This window comes from Kitasatospora sp. NPDC057936 (assembly GCF_042887525.1).
Classification (GTDB): domain Bacteria; phylum Actinomycetota; class Actinomycetes; order Streptomycetales; family Streptomycetaceae; genus Kitasatospora.
In genome coordinates, this window is record NZ_JBHVPD010000126.1 from 1 (window position 1) to 25734 (window position 25734).

Genomic DNA, 25734 nt, shown 5'->3' on the forward strand with positions numbered 1-25734 from the left:
CGGCATCCCAAGCCGCATGGCCGGTCGCGCGGTTCCTCCGCGTCTTTCGGAACGTCAGCGGTTCCTGGACCGTCGGTCCACGACGGCCAGCAGCTTCCCGCTCGCCGCCGTCTGCGCGAAGTCCGCGGCCGGTACGCGCTCCACGCGCAGCTCCACCAGCCGGTCCCGCTCCACCGCCGCCGCGAGATCCGGGTACCCGTCCAGGAATTCCCGGATGCCCTGCCCGTCCTGCGGCCGGCCCTCCAGCCGGACGGTCAGCGTCTCGTTGGCGGCGTCGTCCTCGTCCAGCAGGATCTGCAGCGCACCGTGGTGCTCCAGCCGTTCCTCCGCGACCTGGACGAACCGCCGGTAGTTCAGGAAGTGGCTGCCGCTGCGGAAGATGTCGCCGAAGCGCCCCAGCAGCTCGAAACGCGGGGTGCGCCGACCGCACGGGCAGTCCTCGGTCAGCCGGCGCCCGAGGTCACCGATCTCGTACCGCTCCAGCCGCTGCCCGCGCCGGGTGTGCGCGGTGAACACCAGCCGCCCGGCCTCACCCGCCGGCACCGGCCGGTCCGCCTCGCGGTCGAGGATCTCCAGCGTGTGCAGCCCGCTGAACAGGTGGTACACCCGGTCCGGCGCCGTGGGGCACTGGTAGCCGAGCGGGCCCGCGTCGACGCTGCCGTACGCGCCGGCGCGCACCAGCTCGACCCCGAACTCCTCGCGCAGCCACTCACGCTGGCGTGCCGGGAAGTGCTCGCCGCCGTAGAACAGCTTGCGAACCCCTCGGTACTCGCGCAGCAGGTCCGCGCCCTCGGTGAAGACCCGCAGCAGGTAGTTCGGCATGCCGAACAGGGTGTTGACCCCGTGCTCGACCACCGACCGGGCGACCGCCGCGTGGTCGTCCTGCGCCATCATCGGGAACTGGACCGCCCCGAGCGTCTCCAGCACCGAGAAGAAGCTGGAGAACCCGCCGTACAGCTGCCCGCCGAAGAAGAGGTTCATCGCCCGGTCGGTCCGCGGGTCGAACCCGGCCGCCAGCAGGCCCTCCGCGCCGGACCGCATGTGCTCGTGGTAGTCGTCCCAGCTGAACGCGGAGAGCTTGGGCGCGCCGGAGCTGCCGCCGCTGCGGAAGAAGACCTCCGCACGGCTGAGGTCGCTCTGCAGCTGCTCGAACTCCGTCTTGCCGGTCACCGCGACCGCCGGGGGCGCGAGTTCACGCGCACCGACCAGGTCGTCCAGGCAGGCGTCGCCGGTGAACCGCCCGTCCAGCTGGACGTCCACCCGGCGGCTGTAGCGCTGCAGCGCGTACACGCCGTCGTGCGGCTCGCCGTCATAGCTGCCGAGCATTCCGCCCGGCACCGTCACCCGCTGCACGCCCGCCGCCAGCACGGCGCCGGCCAGCTCCGCGGTGTCGGTGCGGCTCGCGCCGATCCCGGCGGTCTGCAGGTAGCGGCGCATCGGGCGCAGCACCTCGGCGATCCGCTTGCGCGGCAGCGGCTTGACCCAGACCGTGCGGTGCAGCGGCGAGGCACGCAGCGCGCTGCGGGTGTCGGCGAGCACGTGCCAGCTCGCGTCGGGAGCGGCATGCACCTTGGTGAGCCCGAGGTGCTCCTCCAGCCGGGCCACCAGGACGGTGTTGGTGATCTCGGCGCTCTCCAGCGGCTCGCGGTCGTGCGGTGCGGGTGCGCGGGCGGCGAGCACGGCGGCGAACCGCTCGGCGAAGGCGAAGAGTTCGTCCTGGTCCTCGGTGTCCAGGTACACCACCTGCGGGCTGGCGCAGGCCTGCTGTTCGAGGCGGCAGATGTCGTCGGCGATGCCGTCCAGCGTCTCGGGCGCGGACCAGGCATCGGCCGTCAGGTACGCGAAGGAGAGCTTCGGTCCCCAGTCGACCAGTCGGCAGCCGGCGGGTATCAGCGCGGCGATCGAGGCGATGGCCTCCTCGCCGCCCCAGGCGGCGACGGCGTCGGCGGCCGCGCACAGTCGTTCGAGCCAGTCGGTGCGCGAGGACGGGAAGCCGAGCACCACGACCTGCCGGGCGATCGCTCCGGTGGCGTCGAACTGCGCCAGGGCGGCGAGCAGTTCATGGGTGAACCGCCCCTCGCCGCTGGTCTTGACGACGTTGAGGTTGCCCGCGAGCAGGCCCTCGACCACGGTGAGCGCCCCGGCGGCGGGTGCGTTGCCCGGCGCGATGTGCACCAGCAGGCCGACCGGCAGCCAGCCCTCGAAGACCTCCCGGCGGAAGTCGAAGCGCGCCAGCCGCCCGGGGTCGATGCCGCCGAGCTCGCGGGTCAGCTTGACCTCCAGCTCCTCCCGGGACAGCGCCTCGGTCAGGTCGCGCATCGTCCGCGAGGTCTCGTCCTCGGGCACGCCCGCCTCGCGCAGCAGACCCGCCAGCCGGACGGAGTGCTCGCTCGCCGGGTCGGCCAGCGCGCCGGCCAGGCGGTCGCAGGCGGCGAGCACGGTGATCGGGCTGAGCCGCTCGGCCAGCGCGCCGGCGGCGTACTCGTCGAGGCGCTCCAGGCGGGCCGCCGCCTCCGCGTCGTCCACCCACGCGCCCTGCCAGTAGTGCTGAGTCACTTCTTCCCCTCGGTCTTGAGCAGTTCGGCGGCGGCGACGGCGCAGCTGCGGTTGCGGCTGATCCCGGCCCGCCCGTGCACCTCGAACCAGGGCGTGGGCAGGCCGCAGCCGCACTCCTCCGGCGCGTGCTGGGTGACCAGGTCGCCCATCAGCACGGACTGGGCCGGCACCGAGGTGATGTACGGCGAGATGAACTGGGGGTAGCCGCTCCGGCCGTACGGCAGCGGCTGGAGCGTGCGCACGTCGCGGACCAGCTGGCGGGCCCAGACCGGGACGTGCAGACGGTGGTTGGGGCACTCCATGTGCAGGACGGAGTGCTCCACGGCGCCGTAGCCGTCGCGGATCCGCTCGTCCGGGATGCCGAGCTGCTCGTGGATGCGCCGGTACAGCTCCGGCTTGGCGACCTGCTTGTCCGCGTTGCCCTTCCAGCCGCCGCCGAAGACGACCAGCGACTCCGGGTTCAACCGGAGGGGCGGCAGCCCGAGTTCGCGCATCCGGTCCAGCGTGAAGGAGAGGAAGGCGGGGAAGCCGAGGATCCGGACCGGCGCGCCCTCCTCGGCGAAGCGGATCAGCGCGCGGACGCAGCCGAACGGGTCGAACTCGTGGCCGCTGCCGGTGTGCTTGAGCGCGTACTCGACCGAGCGGACGGGAGCGAAGTGGCACAGGTACTCGTCGGTGAACGAGGTGCCGAGGTTCAGGCCCGGCCGGGGCTGGTAGTTGGAGAGCAGGTAGTTCACCGGCTCGTCGTCTTCGGACTTGATCCAGCCGTAGTGGTCGAAGACCCGGGCGACCATCCGCTGGCCGCCCCGCAGGGTGAAGTCGTCGAAGGCCATCTGCGACTTCTGGCCGGTCGTGCCGGACGAGGTCAGGGTCAGCAGCGTCTCCTCGCGCGGCAGCGACAGCACCTCGTGCAGCTTGAAGAAGTTGGCGTGGACGAACGGCAGCCGGTGGAGGTCCTCGATGGACTCCAGGGTGTGCCCCTCGGCCGCCCACAGCTTGCCGAAGTAGGGCGAACGCTCGGCGTGCCAGGCGTTGATCTCGTTCATCGCCGCCGTGAACAGGGCGTCCACGTCGTCCCCGGCGCGGTACGGCTCGGCCAGGTCTGCCAGCTGCTGTACGTGGGCGAGTGCTTCGGGGTCCGGTGCCGAGACCGGTTGGAGGTACTTGTTCATTGGAATATCCCGTGGGTGTCGAGGTGCTGCTGCTTCCACAGCTCGATGTACTGCTCGGTGAACGGCTGGAACGCGGCGTCGATGGCCAGGCCCCGGAAGTCCAGCGGCTGCAGGATCCGGGCCAGCACCACGTAGTCGCGGAAGCCCTCGGCCTCCCGGCGCATCGCGGGGTAGGCCGCCACCGGCAGGAAGCCGTGCCCGAGCAGCCGGCGCAGCGAGTGGTAACTGTCCAGCGGCACCAGGGCCTCGATGTACCGGGCGCCGTGCGCGGCCAGCCGGTCGGTGATGGTGTCCAGCTCCTCGCCGATCTCCGCGAGCTCGATGCCGATCAGCGTGCAGTACCCGTCGGCGGGGCTGAGGTGCGCGTACACCTCGTAGGCGCCGTCGGCGGCGGAGAGCATGACGTTCGGCTCGTGGAACGGGTAGAAGCACTCCCCCAGCCCGCCGAACCGGCGGCTCACGAAGGCCGGCGCGTCGATGAACTCCAGCTCCCGGACGGCGCGCCCGCCCTTCCTCGGCCTGGGCAGCGGCTCGTCCACGCGCTCCGGTCGCTGCGCGGGCCCCGGCAGGTCCGCCAGCGCCCGTACCAGCCCGTCGAGCGCGGACGGGACCTTGTACACCGGAAGCCGCTGCTCCAGTACGCCCGCGCGGTGCTTGGCCAGCAGCACCATGGTCTCGTGCCAGGCGGCCTTGCGCAGGTTCGGCAGGACGCCGAGCGCGCGGAAGCCGGACTTCAGGCAGATGCGCTGCGGGGCGGTGGTGTCGGTCCGGGCGGTCGCGTACACGGAGTCGACCGGGTGGTCGCCCGTCAGCAGCTGGTCGGCGAGCTGCTGTACGGCGAGATTGGCCCCGCCGAGCCCACGGGCGTCGGGATGGATCACCAGGCCCTGCAGCTTGCCGATCCGCGCGGCCGGGTCGACCGTGCCGAGGATGGACCCGAGCAACCGGTCGCCGCCGGGCTCCCGGGCCACCAGCCAGGTGGTGTCCGGGGCCGTGATCTCACGGGCCATCACCTCGGGGTCGGTGCCGAGCGGCAGGGCGTAGCTCCGCCCGTACACCTGGCGGTAGAGCGTCAACAGAGCGTCCACGTCATCAAGACGGGCCGGAATGAATTCGAGGGCCAAGTCGCCTCTCCCAAAAGGCGGCGCGAACACGGTTCATCGCGTGCGCACCACGAAAGAAACTTAGGTCGCAAGTAGGCGTGCCCGGTCCGAGCAGCCACGTTGCCGCTCCACCACAGTAACGCTCACGCATCGGTGCACCGGACCGCAACCGTGCTAAAAGACCGTCAGAAGGTGTGGATGCGACGAGAATCACAGGCACGCGAAATGTGTACGAAATTGAACCGATGAACTTCCGCTGAACGTTGTCGGACGATTCGCCGACTGATCGTCAGGGCTCCCGCGGCGTCGACCCGGCCTTGCCCGGGACCTTGCCGGACCAGGCGTCGCGCCGGTCGTCGAAGAGCGCCGGGTCGTACCAGGCGGCACGGATGGGTGTGGCCGGGCCAGGCGCAGGCTTTCCGCGTTCCGGGCTTGACCTTGCCCCAGGGGCAGGGTTCGACGATGGTCCGCATGACCAACAACTCGTTCAGCACCCTCGAAGCCCGGATCCGCGAGCAGGCCGCCGCCTACTGCGAGTCCGACAACGTCCCCGGGTTCGTCGCCGGCGTCTACCACGCGGGCGAGCAGGTCGTCGTCGCCCACGGTTGCGCGAACACGGCCACCGGCGCACCGATGCGCGAGGACACCGGCTTCCTCTTCGGCTCCGTCACCAAGGTCCTGACCACCACGCTGGTCCTCCAGCAGGTCGAGCGCGGGGTGCTGGACCTCGACGCGCCGGTGGTGAGGTACCTGCCCGAACTGGCCCTGACCACGCCGGGTGCGGCGGACAAGATCCTGGTCCGGCACCTGGTCTCGCACACCAACGGCATCGACGCGGACCTGTTCTTCCCCAATGCCAAGGGCCGTGACGCCCTGAAGGCCTACGTCGAGGGCCTCGCAGGCAGTTGCGGTGCCCTGTTCGAGCCCGGAGAGCGGCTCAGCTACTCCAACGGCGGCATGATCGTGGCGGGCCGCCTGCTGGAGGCGGTGACCGGGCTGCCCTTCCCCGAGCTGCTCAAGCGTGAGCTCTACACGCCGGTCGGCATGACCGACTCCAGCGCCTCGGCCGAGGAGGCCATCCTGCGCAGCACGGCGGTCGGCCATTTCCCGGATCCGCAGACCATGGCGGCCAGGCCCACCAGCATGTTCATGCTGCCCGATACCTGGGGGCCGGCCGGCGGCACGCCGATCGGCACGATCGCCGACCTGCTCGCCTTCGGGCGCACCCACCTCGCGGGCGGTGTGTCCCCGTCCGGCGCGCGCGTCCTGTCGGCCGAGTCGACCGCGCTGATGCAGCAGGTGGCGTTCGACATGGGCACCCCGAACACCCCGCCGATCGGCCTGGGCTGGGTGCGGTATCCGTTCGGCGACACGACCGTCCTGGCCATGTCGGGTGCCTCGCCGGGCGGGGTGTCCATCCTGTGCGTCCTTCCCGAGCACGACCTGGTGTTCACCGCGTTCGGCAACACCCCGGGGGCGATCATGCTGCAGGACCAGATCCTGCGATGGCTGCTCAGCGAGCACCTCGGTGTGCAGGTCCCCGTGCTGATCACCGAGCTGGAGGAGGACGTCGACCTCACTCCGTACGTGGGCACGTACCGCTCCAACCAACTCCGCATCGACGTCAGCATCGTCGACGGCCGGCTCGAGGAGCGCGTGACGTACGAGCCGGCGGACGCCTCGCAGGAGCGGATCTTCACGCAGTTCGCCGGCGGGAGGGTCTGTGCCCCGCCGCAGCGCCTCGTGCCGATCAGGCCCGGCCTGTTCGCGCCGGCCGGATTCCCGCTGGAGGCCTTCGACGGGTACCTGCGCCTGCTGCTGGTGTCCTACCACGACGTCAGCGACGGCCGGGCGCGCTTCCGCAACGGCGGCGGCCGACTGACCGTGCGGGTCTGACCTGCCCGGTCCGGCCTGCCCGGTCCGACCTCCCGGACGGCCCCGGGGTGAGAGGATCTCCAGCATGCTCACGATAGGCCAACTCGCCGACTACGCCGAGGTGACCGCCAAGGCCGTCCGCCACTACCACGAGCGCGGCCTGCTCGGCGAGCCCGACCGCGACTCGTCCGGCTACCGGCGCTACGACGCCCAGCAAGCCCTCACCCTGGTCAAGATCAGGACGCTGGCAGGCGCGGGCGTACCGCTGGCCCGCGTCAAGGACCTCCTGGACGGGGACCCCGACACGCTCGCCACGGCCATCGCCGAGATCGACCAAGACCTCCGGGACCGCATCGCGCACCTGCGGCAAGCCCGTGCGAACCTCGCCCGGCTGCGCAGCGGCGATCGGCTGTTCGTCTCCCCGGACGTCGCCGACTACCTCGACCACTTGCGCGAGCTCGGCGTCAGCGAGCGCCAGGTGCGCCTGGAACGTGACGGCTGGATCCTCCTGCACGCCGCCTCACCCGAGGACGCCGACCGGTGGTTCGCGCAGAAGCACGAGCTGATCACCGACCCCGAGTTCAGCGCCCTCTACCGCGAGACCGACGCCGCCTACGACTGGTCGCCGGACGACCCCCGCCTGCCCGCGCTCGCAGAGCGCACCCTCACGTGGCTCGCCGGCCACCACGGCTCGTCCGAAGCCGGGCCCGTCGCCAACCCCAGGATCGCCCAGCTGGCCGCGCAGACCCAGGCAGGGGCCTCATCCCCGGCCTGGGACCGCCTCGCCCAACTCATGAGGGCCGATCCGACCAAGCCGGCCCTGCGGTGACCGGTGAGGAGCAGCGAGTGGTGGTGGAGGTCGCGCTCGGTGCCTGGCTCGACAACACGAAGGCGCGGAGGGCGAAGCTGACGCCGGGCCGGCTCGCGCGGCTCGCCGAGCACGGTGTGGAGTGGGTGTAGGGGGCTGTGTCGGCTGGGGTCAGCGTCGTTGTCTGGTGGGTGGGTTGCCGGGGCTCTGGGAGAGGCTTTGGAAGGCTGTTGCCCTGCGTGGTGGCGGCTTTCTTGGGGACGGTTGTGCTGGGTCGTCTTGCGGTTGCTTGCGTGGCCTCCGGCGGAGGGGCCGATCATGAGGGCTCTCTCGGCCACGGTGGTGTCAAGGTTCAGAGGCTGCGGGCTCCCTCGTCTCGACCGGCTCCTGGGTGCTGCGCGTCGGCGGGGGTGGGCGCCTGTTGCCGGTGCTGAGGCGGCTCTCCGGTGGTTTGAGCAGCTGTTATGTGTCCGGTCGTAAATGGCCGGTTGGTTGGCCTGTTGCCCGGTGCCCTCTCTGGCCAGCGTGGGTTCCGCCGTTCCATGGCCCGTGATGTCATGGGCATGGTCATAGATCGTCCGAGGGGGGACAACCCGATGAAGCTGGTCCGCACTACCGCTGCCGCCGCGATCCTGGCCGCGCTCGCCGCGTCGGCCACCGCGACCCCGGCCCTGGCCGACGTGCCGAGCGCCCGAGCCCTGCTCCAGGCCGGCGCCGCCAAGGGCGTCGCCGACGGCTACCCGGCCGTGGTCGGACTGGTCCGCCAGGGAGACGACGTGCAGTACGTCGCCGCCGGGGTGAAGGACCGCGACAGCCGTACGCCCGCCGACCCGAAGGCGCAGTTCCGGATCGGCAGCAACACCAAGGCCTCCACCTCGACCGTGCTGCTCCAGCTGGAGGCCGAGGGCCGCCTCTCGATCGACGACACCGTCGCCAAGTGGCTGCCCGGCGCCGTCAACGCCAACGGCTACGACGGCTCGAAGATCACCATCCGTCAGCTGCTCAACCACACCTCCGGGCTGCCGGAGTACATGAACGGCATCCTCGCGCTCAACTACGCCGCCAACCAGCAGCCGTACCAGGCCTTCGCCCCGCAGGCGCTGGTGGACCTGGCGCTGCGTCAGCAGGCGCCCACCTCGGCCCCGGGCCAGACCTGGGGCTACGCCAACACCAACTACGTGCTGGCGGGCATGGTGATCACCGCCGTGACCGGCAACAGCCCGGCCGCCGAGATCCAGCAGCGGATCATCACCCCGCTCGGGCTCGCCGACACCAGCTTCCCCACCAGCGACCCGACCCTGCACGGCAACTACCTGCACGGCTACGAGTACCCGGGCGGGTTCGCCTTCGTGATCCTCGACGTCACCACCTCCGACGTCCAGGTCTTCGGCGCGGCCGGGGCGATGGTCTCCACCCTCGACGACCTGGCCACCTTCAGCCGGGCGCTGCTCACCGGCAAGCTGCTGCCGCCCGCCCAGCAGGCCGAACTCAAGACCACCGTGCCGGCCATCGCCAGCATCGGCACCTACGGCCTCGGCCTCATACACAAGCAGCTGCCCTGCGGGCAGTGGGTCTGGAGCCACGGCGGCGACGTGCTCGGCTACGACAGCGAGTGGCTGAGCAGCGAGGACGGCACCAAGCAGATCGTCCGGGCGAACACCGAGTACCACCTGCTGGGCGGCACCAAGGGCCAGCAGGACACCAGGCAGTCGAACTTCGACGCCTTCTGCGCGCTCTGACCCGCCCTCAGCCACCCTCAGCCACCGCGAAAGGACCGCACGATGACCACCACCCCGCCCACCCGGCGCCACCTGGGCACGGCCCTGGCCGCCGCCGCGCTGACCGTCTCCGCCCTGCTCGGCGCCGCCCCCGCCCACGCGGACACCGCCGCCACCCCGCCCGTGCTGACCGACGGCTTCGGACTGACCCAGGTCGGCACCCCCGAGGTGCACTCGGCCACCGACTTCACCATCACCGTGACCACCCCTCAGCTGGCCGGCACCCACAAGATCCGGATCTTCCTGCCGTCCGGCTACGCGGCCGACCCCGCCAAGCGCTGGCCGGTGGCCTACTTCCTGCACGGCGGCCCCGGCACCCCGGACGACGCCGCCGCGGTGCCCGCCCTGCACGACGACTCCATGATCACCATCACTCCGGACGGCGGCCTCAAGGGCTGGTACGCCAACTGGGTCATGCAGAACACCGTGGTCGGCGCCGCGAACTGGCGGACCTTCCACCTCGACCAGGTGGTCCCGTTCATCGACGCCAACCTGCGCACCCTGCCCGACCGGAGCCACCGGGCCGTCATCGGCGTCTCGATGGGCGGCTACGGCGCACTGCGCTACGCCGAGAACCGGCCCGAGCTGTTCGGGCACACCGTCTCGTTCTCCGGCGGCATCGACTTCGGCCTCCCGGCGATCCGGGCCGCGGTGCTGGCCACCGAGCTCAACGTGATCGGTGCGATGTGCGGGGCCAGCAGCTCCGTGCCGGGCGCCGGCCCGTGCGCCGACTACGGCCCGGTGGTCGACAGTGACGCGATCTTCGGCTCGCCGTACCCGGTCTTCAACGCCGACCACATCTGGAACGAGGTCAACCCCGCCGACCCCGCCAACCTGGCCAGGCTCGCCAACACCGACGTCACCCTCTACACCGGCAACAACGACACCATCGAGCACTTCACCGAGATCGCCGCGAACAACGTCAAGAGCCGCCTCGACCGGCTCGGCATCCCGAGCCGGTACGTCGACTACGGCAACGGCGCGAGCCTGTCGCCCGCCTGTGCCGGCACCCACAGCTACACCTGCTTCGCCCCGGCCGTCGCCGACTACATCCCGCACCTGAAGGCCGCCTTCGCCGCTGCGGGCTGACCGGGCCCGCAGCGCGGTGCCGCCGACGCACGGGGGTCGGCGGCACCGCCGCGTTCGCCGGCTCGGCCAGGGTCCGCCACGTCCGCCTCCAGCCGCCGGAGCAGCCGGGGCCGGTCGGGTGCCGCCCGGGTGGTGGGCGGCTGCCGCTCGGGTGGTGGGCGGCTGCGCCGAGGGTACTGGTGTCGTTGCCCGACGACAAGCTGCCGGGGCTCTGAGCACCGTCTTCAGCTGTCACGGCTGCGCAGCGTGAGGTAGCCGGCCAGCAGGGCCGTCGTCGTCCAGACCGCGAGGACCAGCAGACCCGTTCCCGGGCTGAGGGCCGGATCGGCCTTCATGACCTCGGCACCGGCGTGGTCGGGCAGGTAGCGGGCGAGGGTGCGCAGCGCCGGGATGGTGTTGGCCACCGGGGAGAGCACGAAGACGAGGGCGAACAGCAGCGAGAGTGAGAGCGCCGTGCTGCGCAGCATCGTCGCGATGCCCAGTGAGAACAGGCACATGAGGGTCAGGTAGAGGCAGGCCCCGAGGACGGCGCGCAGCCGCGGCGACGGTGAAGACCCACCTGAGCCATCTGCTGGACAAACTCGGCGCCCGGGACCGGGTCCAGCTGGTGATCGTCGGGTACGAGAGCGGTCTGCTCACCCCACGCGTCCGGGTCCGACCGGCCGGCGCCGCATCCCGGATCGAGAGCCGACCGCGGAATGTCTGGAACTCGGCGTGGTCGAAGAGCACGGTGCCCCGGACAAAATCGGCATAGCCGAAGCCGACCTCGCCGCCGACGAACTTGGTCGCGTAGAAGGTCACTGTGCTGCCGGTGAACGCGGCGTTGTCGAAGCGCACCGTGCCGCCGGCGAGTTCGGCGCCGAGGAAACCGACCCTGCCGTCGGCGAACCGGGCACCGGTGAAGTCCAGCCTGGCGCCGGTGAACCTGGCATCGGTGAAGCGCACATCGCAGCCCGCGAATTCGGCATTTCTGAAGCTCACTCTGCCCCCGGTGAACCTGGCACGCCAGAAGGCCCGCCGGGACAAGCTCACCGCCGGGCAGCTCGGGCAGTTGGAGGCCCTCGGGGTTGGCTGGTAGGCGGTTCGGGCCGGGGCTCTGGTGGTCGGGCGAGGCGGTGTTCCTGCCCTGCACTGGAGGCCGCCACCCTGCGGGGTGGCGGCCTCCAGTGCTTTGGTGGTCGCGCTTCTGGCGTCGGCCGATGGTGATGGCGGCCGGTGATCAGGTGAGGCAGGAGGCGCGGGCCCCGCCCCACCGCGGGCCCGGGGCCTTGTTCGCGTTATGGCCTACAGCCAGAAGGTGATGTCGGTGCTGTTCCACTGCTGTGCCCACAGCTGTAGGTGTGCAGCGCCGTTGATCCTGAGGCCGGGGTCGGACTTCGGCGTTATCTGACCGCCGGTCGGGGCGCCGTTGCTGAAGGAGAACCGCTGGTTGCTCCGGCCGTTGCAGCTCCAGACAATCATCTCGTCCGTGCTGGGCAGGTCCAGGCACAGGCCCAGGTTGTAGTACGGGTGCAGGTACCAGACGCCTCCGCTGGCGGGCTCCAGGCACCAGCGCTCGTTGTCCTGGATGTGGCCGTTCTGGGAGGCGTATTCCCAGGTGTCCACGACCGCGCCCTTGCCGCCCCAGCCGTGCACTTCCATGTACTCGCCGCCGGTCCGGTAGGTGTGCACGCTCTGGCACCGGTTGGCGGCCGGCCGCGCCGTCGAGGCGTGCGCGGCGCCGGTGCCGACGCCGAGCGCCGCCACCGCGGCGGCCGTGACCGCCAGGACCTTCACCTTCTTCAGAACCGCCGCGGCGCCGGTGCCGGCGATCCGCTGTCGTGTCCGGGTGCTCTTGCTGTTCGTTGCTGCCGTGTTCATCGGGTACTCCTCTGTCTGGGGGCAGCCGGGTTCTTTCTCGTGACCGGTGATCGTGACTTGTTCCAGGACGCGGTCGCCGTGGAAGCCGGCGAGGCCTCGACGGCCCGCCGGTCCCGTGCCCCGGTGACTGTTGCGTCCGGGCCTTCGGCGATTTGGCTGCTCGATGCCGCGTCTTGTAACAGCCGAAGAGAAGGTTCTCGCCATTCGGTCGGCATGTCATTGACACACCGTGCAAGGGCTTTGACACCATGTGCACAACCTTGGGGGAGGGGCCGTGGTGGGCGGGGTCGTGTTGCGGTCGACGGACGTGCCGAAGGCGGACCGGTTCGACTGGTGGGTCGACCTGGTGACGCGGGACCTCGCACCCACCTACATCACAACCGAGCACCGGGACGACTTCCGGGCGACGGCCGTGGCGCTTGAGCTCGGATCCGTTCACGCGTCGGCTCTGTCGTTCCAGACGCTGCAGAGCCGGCGCACTCCTCGGCTGATCCAGCGCTCGGACCCGGAACTGTGGGAGCTCGGGTACGTCGTCGGCGGGGTCATGGGGATCGAACAGGACCGCAACGTGGCGCAGCTGCAGGCGGGCGGTCTGGTGCTGTACGACACGTCCAGGCAGTTCGAAACACGGGTCGCCGAGGACGGCCGCATCATCATCCTCCACGTGCCGAAGACCGCAGTGCCCGTCCCGGACCAGGTCATGCGGAACCTTCTGGCCCACCGGCTTCCCACGTACGGGAGCGGATCCCTGCTCGCGGGGTTCCTGCGGGATCTGGCCGGGGTACGGCTGGAAGGCTGGGAGGCCGAGCAGACCGGTGCCGCCGCACTTCATCTCGCCTTGGCATTCCTCTCGGGCCTGGCGAACCGGGAACGACTGCTGCCGGCCCGGACACGGCAGACCACTCTGCTCTACAAGGCGAAGGCATTCATCGAGAGGCACCTGTCGGAGCCGGGTTTGTCGCCGCAGGTGGTTGCCGACGCCCAGGGCATCTCCGTCCGCTATCTGCACCACCTGTTCCACGAGGAGAAGCACACCGTCGGCTCCTTTATCCGAGGACGGCGACTTGAGCGCTGTCGCGCGGACCTGACGGCACCCGGCCTCATGCCGCGTCCTGTCGGAATGATCGGAGCGCGCTGGGGATTCACGGACCCGGCGATTTTCAACCGGGCGTTCAAAGCCGCCTACGGAATACCTCCAGGTGAGTACCGTACGCGTGCGACCCTCGACCGGGACCACACCGCGGTGTGATCCGAGGCCGTGCCCGTACTGCAGGGAGCCGTCGAAGCCTGGCAGTGGCGGGTGCCTGCCCGGCCGTGTCCAGCCCGGCCGTGCCCTCCAGCCGCCGGGGAGACGTGGTTCAGCCACACAGGGCCGCGTCGACGGCGTTTTCGGCCGGCTGCAGGTCCGCCATGCCGGTCGGGTCGACGGTCGTCGTGACACTGGCGGCGCGTCCGTCGTCGGTGGCGGCGCTCCAGGTTCCGTAGCCGGGGATGCTGCCGTTGTGCCACCAGACGGTCTTGTGGCACGACAGCTGTGTCCTCATGATCCCCAGTCCGTAGTCGTAGCCGGGCGCGCCCGTGGGGACGGTGGTGCGCATCTGCTCGAGCTCGGGGCCGCCGAGGAGGCGGCCTTCCTTCATGAGCTCGGAGAAGAACCGAGCGAGGTCGGCGCTGGTGGAGACCATCGCGCCCGCCGCCCAGGCCGCGGAGGGGTCGATCTCGGTGACATCGCGCAACGATCCGTCCGGGCCGTCCTTGTGGTAGCCGTGCGGGTGGGGCCCCCGAAGGGTGGTCTCGGCGGGGGCGGGGAGGTAGGTGTGGCGCAGCCCGATCTTCTTGATGATGCGCTTGTCGATCTCCTTGGCCAGGGGCCGGCCGGTGGCCTTTTCCACGATCATCCCGGCCACCAGGTAGTTCGTGTTGCTGTACCCCCAATTCGTTCCCGGGGCGAAGACGGCGTCGTGTCGCAGCGCGATGTCCAGGGTGTCGCGGGGAGAGAGGTAGCGGCGCTGGAGGATGTCGTCGGTGACGTCGTCCTCGTAGTCGGGAAGTCCGCTGGTGTGCTGCAGGAGCTGACGCACCGTGATGTGGCGCCCGTCGATGCCTTGCCCGCGCAGGAGGCCGGGCAGGTAGGTCTCGACCGGGTCGTCGAGGCGGACCTTGCCCTCGCCGGCCAGTTGCAGCACGACCACCGCGGTGAACGTCTTGGTGACGCTGCCGATCCGTACCTCGCCGTCCCGGGGCGCCTTCGCGCCGGTGGCCAGGTCCCCGGCGCCCGCGGCATAGGTACGGGTGTGGCCGGCCTGGTCACGGACGGCGGCCAGAGCGCCGGGCACGTGATCGGGGCTCACCATCGCATCCAGACGCTGCTGGATGGCGTCCGGCCCGGCGGCCCCCGGGGCAGCGACGGCGGACGGGGCGAGCGCGCCGAGGGCGAGGGCCCCGACGGCCACGGCGACGGCGGCGTGAGTCGTCCTGCGACGCGGAACGTGGAACCGAAGCGGCGTAAGTGAGTTCATGAAATGTCACCTCTGGAGTGTGCGTGCGGTTTTGGTGTTCGCCGGGGTTGCCGACGCGGTCAGTGCCCGGAGAGGTCGCGGCGGACGCACTCGGCCCGGTCGCTCCGGCCCTGACCGATCCTGGAACACGGCGCCCCATGCGCGCCTCCCGGGCGGGAGGGACACCGCGCTCCCCCGATCAGGGGAGGAGCCGGACGGGCAAACTCACCGGCGCCCCGGAGCGAAACTCACCGCCTTCCCGGTGAAACTCCCCACCGCAGGTCAGCAGGGGTACCCAGACTCCCCGGTGCAGGTCGGTGGCCTGTGCCGGGGAGTCAGGACCGGCGCCGCCAAGAACCGGTGGCGCTTCGCCTCGGCGGCCGAACCGGGCCCCTTGTCCGCGGCCGGGCGAGGCGTTCGCCGTCCGGTCCGCCCGGTGGTGGGCGGCGCCCTGGTCGCCGCCGTCCGGGCCGGGCGCGGCAAGATCGGGCCGGGCCATCCCCGGAACAGGGTTCGCCACCCGCAGGTCGTATCGCGTCGGCGTCGAGTTTCGCGACGCCTCCTACGCATTCGAGCCCGTCTCGGAATGCCTCACCCGATTCAGCAGGAACGGGGCTGAGCTGGCCGTGTTCGAGCGGACATCCCTGGGCTCGATCGAGGCTTCCTGGACATCCCAGGCCCCCCTCACTCCTGGTGAGGCCGCGCTCGGCTACTCACTCGTCGGCGCATACGGGGTGGGATCGCCCGGCATGCTCAAGTCGATCATCGGACACGGAGGGTCGCCCTTCTAGCCCTTCTGTCAATGCCCGGCCGGGATCATCCGGCCGGGCATTCGCTCGAACTGTCGATGCGCAGTGGGACGGAACCGTCGTCGGTCTGGAAGGCGTCGTCGCCCCCACGAGAGCCGTAGCCGGGTAGCCCCTACCTGAGTGCCCCTTCCGCCGGACGCTGTCGGCGCCTCTGACCGGTTGCCAGTAGCTGCCCTGCACGGGCCTGCTCCGGGACGGTGACACGCCTGCGGCGGTCTCACCCCGTCCCCCCGGGCCGGGGACGCCGTGGTCGGGGCGAGTCGCCCTGCCGGTCCCGGCGGCGCGGGTCCGCAGGGCGTGGCTCGTCGTGGGCCTGGTCCCCTGCACCGCCTGGTGATCACAGGGCGTCACTGCCCCGTGATCACCAGGTCCCGTGCCTTCCCGGGGTGCCCCGGCGCGCCTTATCGGCGCCTGGCCGGAGGTCAGGAGGCCGGTACGGGCTGTTCCGGGGCGAGGGAGTTGCCGGCCGGGATGTGACCGCAGTCGGAGGGGGCCGGGCGGCCGGCGAAGCGGTCGTTCAGCCAGGCCAGGGCCTGCGGGGCCCAGACGGCGGGGACGCCGAAGTGGCTGAGGAAGTCGTACTGCTGGTAGGCGACCGCTGCGGTGCCGGTCGCGCAGTACTGGCGGGCGAGTGCCCGTACGTCCCCGGCGACCATCACGCCGTCGCCCGTGCCGATGCCGGCCGGGTTGGCGAAGGTGCCTTCGAGGATGCCCGCGTTGCCCTGGGCGAGGTAGCCGGGCACGGTCGGGGTCGGGGCCGAACCGAGGTTGGTCCGGTTGACGGCCATGACGTAGGGCTCCACCGAGTTCGGGTCGGCGTACTGGGGCTTGGCCATCGCCTTCCAGCTCAGCCCGGGGTAGTGGCCCACGGCGTCGGTGAGTGAGCCGTGCTCCAGCTGCCGCAGGACCGACAGGCCGTAGTCGTTCAAGTAGGGCGTGGGGTCGGTGCCGTAGGAGCGCGAGGCCCCGACCAGCGCCATCGGGATGATCCCGCTCCACACCAGCGAGCCGTCGATGTACCTGTTGATGTGCGCCGGGTCCACCAGCAGCCCGCCCTCGGCGTAGCCGACCAGCCTGGCGTTGACCTCGGGCGCGTAGCCGGGTGCGAGCGCGGCCGCCCAGGCGCTGGCGACGGCGCCGCCGGAGTACCCCATCAGCCCGAAGCGGGTGTCCGGGGTCAGGCCGGTCGCCGGGGACGCGCTCGCGGCCCGGATCGAGTCCAGGGTGGTGGTGGCGTACTCCGGCCCGGCTCCGAAGTCGGCGTTCTGGCCCTCGGTGTCCGGGAGCACCACGTTGTAGCCCTGGGCGAGCAGCGGCACGATGTACATCGCCTCGACGTTCGGGATCGCGCCGCCCAGGCTGAGGTTCCCGGCGACTGCCCGGGAGGGGCCGTCCTCCGGGTCGAGCGAGTCGTAGAAGGACTGGTACGAGACGGCTCTGCCGCTGTCCCCGGTCAGACTGCGGAGCACGGTGGTCACGTTGGCGGACGGGCGCCCCTGGGCGTCGATGGTGCGGTAGAGCAGCTGGACCGCCGTCACCGGGGTGGGCAGCCCCAGGATGTGGTACGGCAGGGTCCGCGTTTTGAGCACGGTGCCCGGCGCGAACGAGGCCAGCGGGGTGCTGTCGTCGTAGGAGTAGAAGGGATCGCTCGCGGTGGTGGCGGTGGTGGAGCGCGCCGTCGCCGACGCCGGGCCGGCGGTGGCGGCCGTGGCGGTGGCGGTCAGGGCGGCGGTGACGGCGGCTGCGAGCAGCCTGGACGTGCGTTTGCGCATGATTCCCCCGGGTGGCTGGGATTCCTGATGACCTGTCAGAGGACGCGTGTGACCACGCTTCGTTGTTACCAACGCGTAGCCGGCGTCCCGGAGAACATCATGACGACGGCCGGGCGCGCTGTCTCCGGGTCGGGCCGCGGAAAATTCCCGGCCTGGTGTGCGACCGGTCATCGGTGTCGGGGAGGGGCCGGTGCCGGTGCCGGTGCCGGTGCCGGCCACTGTGCAGGCGGGGGTCGGCGTGCGGTGTGCGCTCGGCGGCGTTGCCGCCGCCGGTCCCAACAGCATTGGTGAACGGGGCAGTTCGAGGGCGATCACTCAGGGCACGGTGATGACGATCTTTCCGCGTGCGTGGCCGGCGGCGCTGGCGTCATGGGCCGCGGCGGTCTCCTCCAGCGGGAACGCGGCGTGCAGGGGGACGGTGAGGCGGCCCTGATCGGCCAGGTCCGCCGCCAACGGCAGCCCTGCCCAGCCCGGTGACCCTCCTGCCTCGGAGCGGGAGAACCGCACTCCGTGCCGGGCGGCGTCGAAGTCCGCGATGGTCACCACGCGGTTCGGGTCGCCGGCGATGGCCACCAGTTCGGCGAGGGAGCCCTTGCCCGCCGCGTCCAGGACCACGTCGACGCCGCGCGGAGCGAGTGCGGCGAGGCAATCGGCCAGGCCAGGCCCGTAGGTGACGGGTACGACGCCGAGCCCCTCGAGGAAACCGTGATTGCCCTCGCCGGCGGTGCCGATCACGGTGAGGCCGCGGGCCCGGGCGAGTTGTGCGGTGATGGTCCCGACGCCGCCGGCGGCGCCCTCGATCAGCAAGGTCATGCCCTCGACGGCGTCCAGGGCTTCCAGTACACGCGTGGCCGTGTCGACGTTGCCCGCGGCGCCGCCGGCTTCCCCGAAGGACCACGACCGGGGCTTGGGCGCCCACGCCTCCAGCACGGCGTACTCGGCCGCGGCGCCGCCCCGGTCCGCGAAGGGAACGAGACCGAAGACCGCGTCTCCCACGGCGCTGCCGGTCACCCCCTCCCCCACCTCGTCGACGATGCCCGCGGCATCCATGCCCGGTATGTGGGGCAGGTCCAGGGAGACGAAGTCCCGCAACATCCCTGAACGCAGGTACCAGTCGGCAGGGGTGACGCCGGTGGCACGCACGGCGATCCGGACTCGACCGGGCCCGGCGTGCGGCTCCTCGACCTCGTCGACGGCAAGAACCTCGGAACCGCCGTAGCGGTGGTACTGCACAGCGAACACGGAAAGCCTCCATACACACGGCACGGCATTCGACGGGAGAACCCGCGGTCGCCGGCCTCCGCGGCAGGAGGCCGGCTGCGGGAACCCGCGGCATCGCGTCACGCTAACCCGCTAAACGGTCGACCTCTTCCGTTTGTGTTTAAGTGGGAGACATGCCTGACGGACTGTCTCGGAACCCGTCCACCTCCCCCGCCGGCACCCCCGCCCCGGCGCAGCGGGCCGACGCCCGGAACAACCGCGCCCGGCTCCTCCAGGCCGCTCGCGACGCGTACGCCCTCGACGGCCCCGACGTGCCCGCCAGCGCGATCGCCCGCCGGGCCGGTGTGGGTGCCGCCACCCTCTACCGGCACTTCCCGACGCGCGACTCGCTGATCACGGCCGCGTTCTCCGAACAACTCGGCCAGTGCGTCGCGGCCGTCGACGAGGCCCTTGCGGACGACGATCCCTGGCGCGGACTTCGCACCGCCCTCACCCGGATCTGCCGGATGAAGGCCGAGGACCGCGGCTTCAGCGCCGCGTTCCTCGCCGAATTCCCCGACGCGCCCGACGTCCGGCGTGAACGTGCCCGCGCCGGGGAATCCCTCGCCCTGCTGGTCCAGCGCGCGAAGGACACCGGACAGTTGCGCAAGGACTTCGACAGCAGCGACGTCACACTGCTGCTCCTGGCCAACAACGGCGTCCTGCGGGACTCCCCGGCGGCCTCCATGGCCGCGTCCCGCCGCCTGCTCGCCTACTTCTTCCAGTCCTGCCGGCCGACGGACGACACACCGCTGCCCGAACCCGCGCCACTGCGCCTCGACGACCTGTACAGGGCGTACAGGGCACCGCGTCGAACGGGATGACCGCATCGTCGAGGACACGTCCGGCGATCCGGTGGCCGGTCGGACACTCCCGTCGCCCCCTCCCCGGTCACCGGTTCCGTCCCAGACGAGGAGGGCCGGGCGGTGAGGTCAGCCCTCGTTCTCGGGTTCGGAGGGGCGGGCGGAGCACTCGGGCCGGACCGGGCACGGGGGTGTCGGTGACGGGCCCGCAGAACGGTGTGCCGACACCGCACACGGGAGCGAGCCCACGAAACCGTCCTCGCCTCCAAAGTGTGTGCTCCGGCGGCCAGTGCGCCACTATGACACGATGAACGACACCCAGGCGATGGTCGACTTCCTGCGCGACAAGTACCGCCACACCATCAAGACCGCCGAGACCATCCACAACGAGGTCATCACCGGCCGCATCCCCGCCCTGGGCGGCGACCGACAAAAGCACGCCGGCTACACCCTCCAGACCGTCCACGAGGCCCACTCGATGCTGGAGCTGTTCGAGACCACCATCGTGGCCCACCTCGGCACCCCCGGCCCCATAGGCGCCCTCGCCGAGGAACAGCTGGGCATTCTCGCCCGACCGTTCCAGTAGCCCCACCCACCGGCTGCGCCCCGTACGCGAGGGGCCAGGCCGGGCGGCGGGGGCTGACCCCGCCGCCCGGTGCAGCGGGAGCGGGCGCGGACCCCGGACCGAGCCGGCGACGGCTCGGAAGGGCGGCCGGTCGGCCTGGGGGCGCTCCTGAACAACACGAAGGCCCGCCGGGCCAAGCTCGGCCCCGGGCGGCTCGCGCAACTCGCCGAGCACGGAGTTGAGTGGGCGTAGGGCCGGCGCTGGAGGGTGCGGGTCCTGGCCGAGCTTTCCACCGGCCGATCGCTGCGCGGACCGTGGGTCCGGTGCTCCCCACGACACGCCACCGTGACCGGCTGGTGAGCCTCCCTTCCGGCCCACGTGCCCATCGCGCGCACCACGGACCAGCGCGACTGCCGGAGCCGGAGGCAAAACGCATCAGCAGTCACAGACTTGAGTACCCGTACTCAAGACGGGGCCGGCGATCCGCGCAAGGATGACCGGATGTCGCAGTTGGTAATCGACGTTCTCGTGACCGTTGTCCTGACCACCGTGGAAGTAACCGCCGTGGTCCTCGCATTTTTCGCCATCGCGGTCAAGGCGTGGGCGGCGGACAACACGGGCCGCGGGGTCCCCCGCGGCCTGAAGCGGACCGGCCGTGCCGTGGCAGGGACGTCGTTCGTCCTGCCGCTGGCGTGCGCCTACGGGCTGTTTCTCCTGCACCTGCCGGTCGCGGCGAGCGCCCAGTGCCTGCTGGCAGCGGCGATCCCGTTCTTCGGCCCCATCCTGACCGGTGTGAACCGTCTACGGGAGGGCCTCGCTCGCCGCTGGCCGGGACACCGGCAGCGCTGACAGGGCCGGCGGGCCCGGTGCAGCACGGCGACAGCCTCGTGGCAGAGGGACAGCGCAAGCGCGCGGCCGGAAATCGTGAGGCACTGGCGGTCTATCGGAAGTCGATCCCGGCAACTAACGTATCGGGTGCGAACCTTGATGGTTCATCAGCGAATATCGCCACGGACCTGGGCGGGCACTGACGAGACGCCGTGCCCGGATGCATGCCCGCCGAAGACGTCCATCACGCACCTGGAGATCTCATGAATTCCACCTCCGCTTCCCGCCGGCGGCGCCTGCGCGGACCCGGCGCCGCTTGCCTCGCGTTGTCGTGTTCCGTCGTCCTCGGCGCCGCGGCACCGGCTCACGCCTTCAGCGGGGAGAACCACGAGAAGATCACCCGGGCCGCCCTGGGAGCCGCGGGCTGGCACCCGAACTCGCTGACGGCGATGGCGAACGGGAGCTCGGGCGCGATCGTCGCCAACGACCACGGCCAGTACTTCGACATCGGCAAGCTCCACTGCGACAACGCCGACTACCTCGACCCCCGGTACGACGGCGGCTACCCCCGCACCCGCGGGCAGGCCGACGCCGAGATCATCGACTGCATCGACAGTTCCGTCCACAACTTCAAGCGGGCCGTCGCCGCCGCGGACCGGCTGGTCGACGCGAACGGGCACGTCGTCGCCGCCCAGACCTCCATCTCACCGGCCTGTGACTGGAACGACCAACCGGGACGGGCGAAGTGCGAGGTCCTGGAGGACCTGGGCCGCGGCTGGCACCAGATCGAGGACTTCTACGCCCACAGCAACTGGGCCGACCGGGCCCGACCGGGAGCCATCGGCGTCAACAACCCCCCTGGCCTGGGACGGACCGACCTCCCCGCGTTCTTCTCCATCAGCCGCTACAGCTCCATGAGCAAGACGGACTGGATCAAGGACGCCACCGGCCACATCCCGCACGACCTCGCGACCGGCTGCTATCCGGACCGCGACCACAGCGGGACGGCCTCCAACTGCGCGGGGCGTGTCACCCACGACGGGGTGCTGAACAAGGACACGAAGGACAGCCCGCGCTCGGTCATCGACCACAACTTCGACCGCGCCTACGACCTTGCCGTCAAGGACATCGCACGCCAGTGGCGGAACTTCGAGGACGAGCTCCAGCGCAAGTATCCGAACAACGGCCGGGCCAAGGCGATGATCTGCGCCATCACCCATGACCACCCGGACAAGACCTGCTCCTGACCCGCAGCCGCAGGCCTCGCCGAGCTCGCCGAGTACGGAGTTGAGTGGGCGTAGGGCTGGTGCTGGTGGGCGGCGGCCACCTGGACGCGAGGCCGTTGCTCAACGGGTGGCGAACCCGGCCACCGCCCGGACCCGTCGCTCACCCTCCGATTGTGTGCTCGGCCGGCCAGGTGCGGGCGACCGAGGCGGCGAGGGCCGCGCCTTGGCGGTGGCCGGCCCGGGCGGCGGCCGGGCGCCGGGCGTTGGCGGTCAGGTTGCGTCCCATCGCGCGGCGGGCGTCGGCGTCCGGGGTGATCAGGGTGGTGTGCGTGCCGGCGGCGCGCAGCTTCGCCGCCTGCTGCTGGGCGCTGGGATGCGGCCCGACGGCGGTGGGCACGGGCGAGACGGCCAGCACCTGCCGGTGGCCGGCGGCCAGCTGGAGGTTGCCGGTGGAGCGGGTACCGCCGTCGATCCACCGCCGTCCCAGGGCGGCGGTGGGCGGCCAGACCAGGGGGACGGCGCAGCTGGCGGCGACCGCGTCCGCGAGGTCGAGCCCGGAGCCCGCGTCGAAGGCCTCGACGCTGCCGGTCTCCGCGTCCACGGCGGTGATGCGCAGCGCCTGTGCGGGCCAGGTGGTGGCGTCGCGCAGCAGGGTGCGCACGGTTTCGGACAGGTCGTGGGCGGGGGTGGTGCGCGCGGTCAGGGCGGCGTGGCCCAGGCGCCGGACGGAGCGTTCCGGGTTGCGGGTGGCCATCGCTGCCCACAGGAAGCGGAAGGTCTGCGCGGCGGTGATGCCCATCTCGACCCGGTCGAGGTCGGCCAGTTGACGTTCGTACAGCTCGCGGGCGGGTTCGCCGCTCGCGAGCCGGGCGCCGAAGACGGCTCCGGCGGAGGTGCCGATGACGGTGTCGGCGGTCGTCAGGTCGATCCCGCCGGCGGTGAGGCCCGCGAGTACGCCGGTCAGCCACGCGCCGCCGACCGGTCCGCCGCCGCCCAGTACCAGTGCCGTGCCGTTCATGGCGTCCTTCTCTCCCCAGCCCCAGAAGTGGGGATAGCTCCCCGGTTAGCCTCGGGGCAACGATACACCGGTGGAGGGCGGCGCGGTTCGGGCCGGTGATCGGGTTTCAGGATCCGCAGCGCTCACGGCAGTCGGGCCGCTCCCCCGACCATTCCTTGTGGTCGTCCGTCCAGACCGGCTTTCTCGACGGAACCGGCCGCGGGAAGCAAGGGTGAGGCATACGGGGGGCACCCCTGCCTTCGGTGCACTTCTCGGCGCCCGGGTACGGCCCCCGCCGGGACCGACCCTCGACACTCTCCTCCCCGCCCTGGCCGGCGACGACGACCTCCAGCGGCTCGCAATGAGGCCTGGGCACCCGAGCGTGGCGGCCGGGCCGTCGCCGTGGGCCGGGACCGTGCAACGGCGGACGGCGGGGCGGCGGGCATGGACGGGGCCACCAACAGCGGCCGCCGCCGAACGACTCCCCGGTTCCCGGCTCATCGACGGCGGCCGGACCGGCCGGGGAGACTGCTGGCGGCATCGAGCGGAACGACGAGAGGGGCGACCGTGAGCAGGAACAGCGAGGACCAGGGGCGGTTGAGCGGGCGGATCTGTGTCATCGCCGGCGCGGGCGGAGCCATCGCCGGTGCTGTCGCGGCGCGGCTCACCGCCGAAGGCGGGCGGGTGATCGGAATCGACCGGCGACCGCTGGACGTCCCCTTCCCGGTGGTCGCGGCGGACCTGCGGAGCGAGGCAGAGACACGACTGGCGTTCGAACGCATCCACGCGGAGTCCGGCCGGATCGACGTGCTCCACGTCAACGCCGGTCCCGTGACTCCTCCCCCGGCTGAAGCCGGGGGCTTCTCGCTAACCCTGGCGGGCGTTGCGACGGACCAGCCCGGCCCGTAGAACGTTGGTGGCTCCCACCGTGTCGGCGTGCGCCGTGTGGCCGCAGGCGACGCAGTGGAAGGTGTCCTGTGTGGGCCGGTTCTTTGCCGCGACGTACCCGCACTCCGGGCGCGGGCAGGTGCGGGAGGTGTTGCGGGGGTCCACGGCGATCACTTCCCGGCCGGCGCTTTCAGCCTTGCTGGTGAGGATCGTGAGGAACACCCCCCAACCGGCATCGTTGATCGACTTGTTCAGCCCGGCCTTGGCCGCCGCTCCGTTGGGCAGGAAGCCACCCGGCTGGTCGGGGTCGGGCTTCGGCGCGGGAGCCTTGACCATGTTGCGGATCCTGAGGTCTTCGTGCGCGATGAAGTCATGCTGACGCACGAGGTCAAGAGCGGTCTTGTGCGCGTGGTCGAGTCTCTGACGGCGGACCCTGCGGTGAAGGTCCGCGACCTTGCGGACAGCCTTGCGGCGGCGGTTGCTGCGCCGCTTGCACCGGCTGAGGGCCTGCTGTGCGGCTTCGAGTTTCGCGGCGGCGCGCCGGCCGTGGCGGGGGTTGGGGACGAACCCGCCGTTGGAGTCGGCGAGGAAGTTGGCTATGCCCATGTCGATGCCGACCACGGACCCGGTCACGGGCAGCGGCTCGGGCTCGGCCTGCTCGGCGGTCAGGACGACGTACCAGCGCTTGCCCTCGCGCTTGACGCTGACGGTCTTGACCTTGCCGACCACCGGCCGGTGCCGGTTGACCTTGACGTGCCCGACGCCCTGGAACCGGACACGGGTCACCCGGTCGTGCGGGGTGGAGTCCCAACGGCAGCCGTCACCGTCCTTCGGGAAGTCCACCGCGCCGAACCAGTTCACCCCACGAAAGCGCGGATAGCCGGGCTTGTCACCGGACTTGACCCGGCGGAAGAACCCGGCGAACGCCTTGTCCAGGCGACGGAGCGTCGCCTGCTGCGAGGAGAACGACCAGCGGCCCTGGCGCTCCGGGTCGAACGCCCGGATCTCCTTGAGCTGCGCCGACTGCATCCCGTACGTGATGCTCGTCTTCGAGACGTGCCGGTAGGCGTCGCGGCGTTCCTGCAACGCCCCGTTGTAGAGCGAGCAGTGATCCCGAAGCATCTCCGACAGTGCCTGCGCCTGGCCCACGGTGGGCCGCATGAGGAACTTGTACGCACGGATCATCCAGCCCACCCCCTTTCGGTCGATGTGGTCAAGCTAGTGCACCCCACTGACAACGCAGCGTTCTCCGCCGCTTCGCGGCTCCGGGCCAAGGATGCATTCCCTCCCCGGCTGAAGCCGGGGATACCCTGCAAGATCAGGGATGGACCGCGAGGACCACGGTCTGCTGGAGACGTCACCCGAGGTCTGGGAGCGGGTCTTCCGGGCCGTTCTCACCCCGGCGGTGCTCAGCTGCCGCTACGGGGTGCCGGTGATGAACCCCGGCGGCTCGGTCGTGCTGACCGGCTCCTTCCTCGCCGGCATGGGCGCCGCGACCGCCCAGATGGCCTTCTCCGCCGCCAAGGCCGCGGTGACCCAGCTCGGACGCGACCTGGGCACCCACCTGGCCCGCCGCGGTATCCGCGTGAACACCCTGGCCCTGGGACCGGTCGAAGCCCCCGAGACCCGCGCGATGTTCGAGCGGATGGGAGAAGAGGAGACCCGACGGCGCTTCGCCCACATCCCGATGGGCCGCTTCGCCACGCTCGACGAGATCGCGGCCGCCGTCACCTACCTCGCCGGCCCGGACTCGGGCTACCTGACCGCCTCCGAACTCCCCGTCCACGGCGGCATCCGCGCCGCGTACACCGTCCCGGACCACTGAGCCGCCCGGAAGCGACGGGGGC

At 71.3% G+C, this 25734-nt stretch carries 23 protein-coding genes; 13 read left to right on the forward strand and 10 right to left on the reverse strand.

Translation table 11 applies throughout. The annotated features are described in order from the left end of the window. Positions 1 to 54 precede the first annotated feature (54 nt). The 3 genes from ACFVU9_RS40700 to ACFVU9_RS40710 are packed head-to-tail and all read right to left on the reverse strand — an operon-like array spanning position 55 to position 4852. Positions 55 to 2556 (reverse strand): acyl-CoA reductase, encoded by a 2502-nt coding sequence (locus ACFVU9_RS40700; protein WP_380497389.1) that lies wholly within the window; start codon positions 2554 to 2556, stop codon positions 55 to 57. Then, positions 2553 to 3728, reverse strand: coding sequence for an acyl-protein synthase (locus tag ACFVU9_RS40705; protein WP_387602375.1), 1176 nt, complete (start codon positions 3726 to 3728; stop codon positions 2553 to 2555). Before ACFVU9_RS40705 ends, ACFVU9_RS40700 begins: the two co-directional genes overlap by 4 nt. After that, the gene (locus ACFVU9_RS40710; RefSeq protein ID WP_380506156.1) at positions 3725 to 4852 is read right to left on the reverse strand and encodes a GNAT family N-acetyltransferase; all 1128 of its coding nucleotides are present in this window, start codon (positions 4850 to 4852) and stop codon (positions 3725 to 3727) included. The genes ACFVU9_RS40705 and ACFVU9_RS40710 overlap by 4 nt, the downstream gene beginning before the upstream one ends. A 450-nt stretch (positions 4853 to 5302) precedes the next feature. Here ACFVU9_RS40710 and ACFVU9_RS40715 point away from each other — a divergent pair, with 450 nt between their 5' ends. The 4 genes from ACFVU9_RS40715 (at position 5303) to ACFVU9_RS40730 (ending at position 10381) form a co-directional block, all read left to right on the forward strand. After that, complete coding sequence (locus tag ACFVU9_RS40715) at positions 5303 to 6727, forward strand: serine hydrolase domain-containing protein (RefSeq protein ID WP_387602379.1); 1425 nt, start codon at positions 5303 to 5305, stop codon at positions 6725 to 6727. A 64-nt stretch (positions 6728 to 6791) separates the two neighbouring features. Further along, positions 6792 to 7535: a MerR family transcriptional regulator gene (locus ACFVU9_RS40720; RefSeq protein ID WP_387602382.1), complete on the forward strand. Its 744-nt coding sequence runs from the start codon at positions 6792 to 6794 to the stop codon at positions 7533 to 7535. Positions 7536 to 8110: 575 nt separating this feature from the next. Further along, positions 8111 to 9253 carry a serine hydrolase domain-containing protein gene (locus ACFVU9_RS40725; protein ID WP_387602385.1) on the forward strand — a complete coding sequence of 381 codons (1143 nt, stop codon included), beginning with the start codon at positions 8111 to 8113 and terminating at the stop codon, positions 9251 to 9253. Positions 9254 to 9295: 42 nt separating this feature from the next. Further along, positions 9296 to 10381 (forward strand): alpha/beta hydrolase, encoded by a 1086-nt coding sequence (locus ACFVU9_RS40730; RefSeq protein ID WP_387602388.1) that lies wholly within the window; start codon positions 9296 to 9298, stop codon positions 10379 to 10381. Between the two features lie 224 nt (positions 10382 to 10605). On the opposite strand, the gene ACFVU9_RS40735 is transcribed toward ACFVU9_RS40730, so the two are convergent. Beyond that, positions 10606 to 10878, reverse strand: coding sequence for a hypothetical protein (locus tag ACFVU9_RS40735; RefSeq protein WP_387602390.1), 273 nt, complete (start codon positions 10876 to 10878; stop codon positions 10606 to 10608). Positions 10879 to 10928: 50 nt separating this feature from the next. Between ACFVU9_RS40735 and ACFVU9_RS40740 the strand changes: the two genes are divergently transcribed. Together ACFVU9_RS40740 and ACFVU9_RS40745 are read left to right on the forward strand one after the other, a co-directional pair. Further along, positions 10929 to 11135 (forward strand): hypothetical protein, encoded by a 207-nt coding sequence (locus tag ACFVU9_RS40740; RefSeq protein WP_387602393.1) that lies wholly within the window; start codon positions 10929 to 10931, stop codon positions 11133 to 11135. A gap of 48 nt (positions 11136 to 11183) precedes the next feature. Continuing rightward, positions 11184 to 11459, forward strand: a complete 276-nt coding sequence (locus ACFVU9_RS40745) for a hypothetical protein (RefSeq protein WP_387602396.1) — start codon at positions 11184 to 11186, stop codon at positions 11457 to 11459. Between the two features lie 206 nt (positions 11460 to 11665). Here the strand turns inward: ACFVU9_RS40745 and ACFVU9_RS40750 are convergent, their stop codons facing one another. Continuing rightward, positions 11666 to 12241: an RICIN domain-containing protein gene (locus tag ACFVU9_RS40750; RefSeq protein WP_387602399.1), complete on the reverse strand. Its 576-nt coding sequence runs from the start codon at positions 12239 to 12241 to the stop codon at positions 11666 to 11668. A 277-nt stretch (positions 12242 to 12518) separates the two neighbouring features. Between ACFVU9_RS40750 and ACFVU9_RS40755 the strand changes: the two genes are divergently transcribed. Further along, on the forward strand, positions 12519 to 13490 hold the full coding sequence (locus tag ACFVU9_RS40755; RefSeq protein ID WP_387602401.1) for a helix-turn-helix domain-containing protein: 972 nt from the start codon (positions 12519 to 12521) through the stop codon (positions 13488 to 13490). 109 nt (positions 13491 to 13599) lie between these two features. Here ACFVU9_RS40755 and ACFVU9_RS40760 read toward each other — a convergent pair whose 3' ends face one another. The 3 genes from ACFVU9_RS40760 to ACFVU9_RS40770 form a co-directional block, all read right to left on the reverse strand. After that, on the reverse strand, positions 13600 to 14760 hold the full coding sequence (locus ACFVU9_RS40760) for a serine hydrolase domain-containing protein (protein WP_387602404.1): 1161 nt from the start codon (positions 14758 to 14760) through the stop codon (positions 13600 to 13602). A gap of 1210 nt (positions 14761 to 15970) precedes the next feature. Then, on the reverse strand, positions 15971 to 17320 hold the full coding sequence (locus tag ACFVU9_RS40765; RefSeq protein ID WP_387602407.1) for a lipase family protein: 1350 nt from the start codon (positions 17318 to 17320) through the stop codon (positions 15971 to 15973). 315 nt (positions 17321 to 17635) lie between these two features. Further along, a complete protein-coding gene (locus ACFVU9_RS40770; protein ID WP_387602410.1) occupies positions 17636 to 18562 on the reverse strand; it encodes an NADP-dependent oxidoreductase in 927 nt (308 codons plus the stop codon). Between the two features lie 152 nt (positions 18563 to 18714). Between ACFVU9_RS40770 and ACFVU9_RS40775 the strand changes: the two genes are divergently transcribed. From ACFVU9_RS40775 to ACFVU9_RS40790, 4 genes are all read left to right on the forward strand, one after another. After that, positions 18715 to 19404, forward strand: coding sequence for a TetR/AcrR family transcriptional regulator (locus ACFVU9_RS40775; RefSeq protein WP_387602412.1), 690 nt, complete (start codon positions 18715 to 18717; stop codon positions 19402 to 19404). 286 nt (positions 19405 to 19690) lie between these two features. Then, a complete protein-coding gene (locus tag ACFVU9_RS40780) occupies positions 19691 to 19969 on the forward strand; it encodes a hypothetical protein (protein ID WP_380447010.1) in 279 nt (92 codons plus the stop codon). Positions 19970 to 20449: 480 nt separating this feature from the next. Further along, complete coding sequence (locus tag ACFVU9_RS40785) at positions 20450 to 20797, forward strand: hypothetical protein (RefSeq protein ID WP_380447006.1); 348 nt, start codon at positions 20450 to 20452, stop codon at positions 20795 to 20797. A 242-nt stretch (positions 20798 to 21039) separates the two neighbouring features. Continuing rightward, entirely contained in the window at positions 21040 to 22023 is a 984-nt protein-coding gene (locus tag ACFVU9_RS40790; protein ID WP_387602415.1) for a CinY protein, read from the forward strand. A 139-nt stretch (positions 22024 to 22162) separates the two neighbouring features. On the opposite strand, the gene ACFVU9_RS40795 is transcribed toward ACFVU9_RS40790, so the two are convergent. Next, entirely contained in the window at positions 22163 to 23020 is an 858-nt protein-coding gene (locus tag ACFVU9_RS40795; protein ID WP_387602418.1) for a patatin-like phospholipase family protein, read from the reverse strand. Between the two features lie 546 nt (positions 23021 to 23566). Here ACFVU9_RS40795 and ACFVU9_RS40800 point away from each other — a divergent pair. Further along, a complete protein-coding gene (locus ACFVU9_RS40800; RefSeq protein WP_380446997.1) occupies positions 23567 to 23908 on the forward strand; it encodes an SDR family NAD(P)-dependent oxidoreductase in 342 nt (113 codons plus the stop codon). Here ACFVU9_RS40800 and ACFVU9_RS40805 read toward each other — a convergent pair. Continuing rightward, positions 23867 to 25072: an RNA-guided endonuclease InsQ/TnpB family protein gene (locus ACFVU9_RS40805; protein WP_387602421.1), complete on the reverse strand. Its 1206-nt coding sequence runs from the start codon at positions 25070 to 25072 to the stop codon at positions 23867 to 23869. The genes ACFVU9_RS40800 and ACFVU9_RS40805 overlap by 42 nt on opposite strands. Positions 25073 to 25211: 139 nt before the next feature. Between ACFVU9_RS40805 and ACFVU9_RS40810 the strand changes: the two genes are divergently transcribed. After that, positions 25212 to 25712, forward strand: a complete 501-nt coding sequence (locus ACFVU9_RS40810) for an SDR family oxidoreductase (RefSeq protein WP_380506100.1) — start codon at positions 25212 to 25214, stop codon at positions 25710 to 25712. Positions 25713 to 25734 lie beyond the last annotated feature (22 nt).

Excerpts from the sequence above, each read along its gene's own strand:
- ACFVU9_RS40790 (WP_387602415.1), top strand. The coding sequence starts at position 21,040 with ATGAATTCCACCTCCGCTTCCCGCCGGCGGCGCCTGCGCGGACCCGGC.
- ACFVU9_RS40705 (WP_387602375.1), bottom strand. The coding sequence starts at position 3,728 with ATGAACAAGTACCTCCAACCGGTCTCGGCACCGGACCCCGAAGCACTC.
- ACFVU9_RS40720 (WP_387602382.1), top strand. The coding sequence starts at position 6,792 with ATGCTCACGATAGGCCAACTCGCCGACTACGCCGAGGTGACCGCCAAG.
- ACFVU9_RS40760 (WP_387602404.1), bottom strand. The coding sequence starts at position 14,760 with ATGAACTCACTTACGCCGCTTCGGTTCCACGTTCCGCGTCGCAGGACG.
- ACFVU9_RS40725 (WP_387602385.1), top strand. The coding sequence starts at position 8,111 with ATGAAGCTGGTCCGCACTACCGCTGCCGCCGCGATCCTGGCCGCGCTC.
- ACFVU9_RS40730 (WP_387602388.1), top strand. The coding sequence starts at position 9,296 with ATGACCACCACCCCGCCCACCCGGCGCCACCTGGGCACGGCCCTGGCC.
- ACFVU9_RS40810 (WP_380506100.1), top strand. The coding sequence starts at position 25,212 with ATGGACCGCGAGGACCACGGTCTGCTGGAGACGTCACCCGAGGTCTGG.
- ACFVU9_RS40785 (WP_380447006.1), top strand. The coding sequence starts at position 20,450 with ATGTCGCAGTTGGTAATCGACGTTCTCGTGACCGTTGTCCTGACCACC.
- ACFVU9_RS40780 (WP_380447010.1), top strand. The coding sequence starts at position 19,691 with ATGAACGACACCCAGGCGATGGTCGACTTCCTGCGCGACAAGTACCGC.
- ACFVU9_RS40750 (WP_387602399.1), bottom strand. The coding sequence starts at position 12,241 with ATGAACACGGCAGCAACGAACAGCAAGAGCACCCGGACACGACAGCGG.
- ACFVU9_RS40805 (WP_387602421.1), bottom strand. The coding sequence starts at position 25,072 with ATGATCCGTGCGTACAAGTTCCTCATGCGGCCCACCGTGGGCCAGGCG.
- ACFVU9_RS40735 (WP_387602390.1), bottom strand. The coding sequence starts at position 10,878 with ATGTGCCTGTTCTCACTGGGCATCGCGACGATGCTGCGCAGCACGGCG.
- ACFVU9_RS40765 (WP_387602407.1), bottom strand. The coding sequence starts at position 17,320 with ATGCGCAAACGCACGTCCAGGCTGCTCGCAGCCGCCGTCACCGCCGCC.
- ACFVU9_RS40795 (WP_387602418.1), bottom strand. The coding sequence starts at position 23,020 with ATGAACGGCACGGCACTGGTACTGGGCGGCGGCGGACCGGTCGGCGGC.
- ACFVU9_RS40775 (WP_387602412.1), top strand. The coding sequence starts at position 18,715 with ATGCCTGACGGACTGTCTCGGAACCCGTCCACCTCCCCCGCCGGCACC.
- ACFVU9_RS40715 (WP_387602379.1), top strand. The coding sequence starts at position 5,303 with ATGACCAACAACTCGTTCAGCACCCTCGAAGCCCGGATCCGCGAGCAG.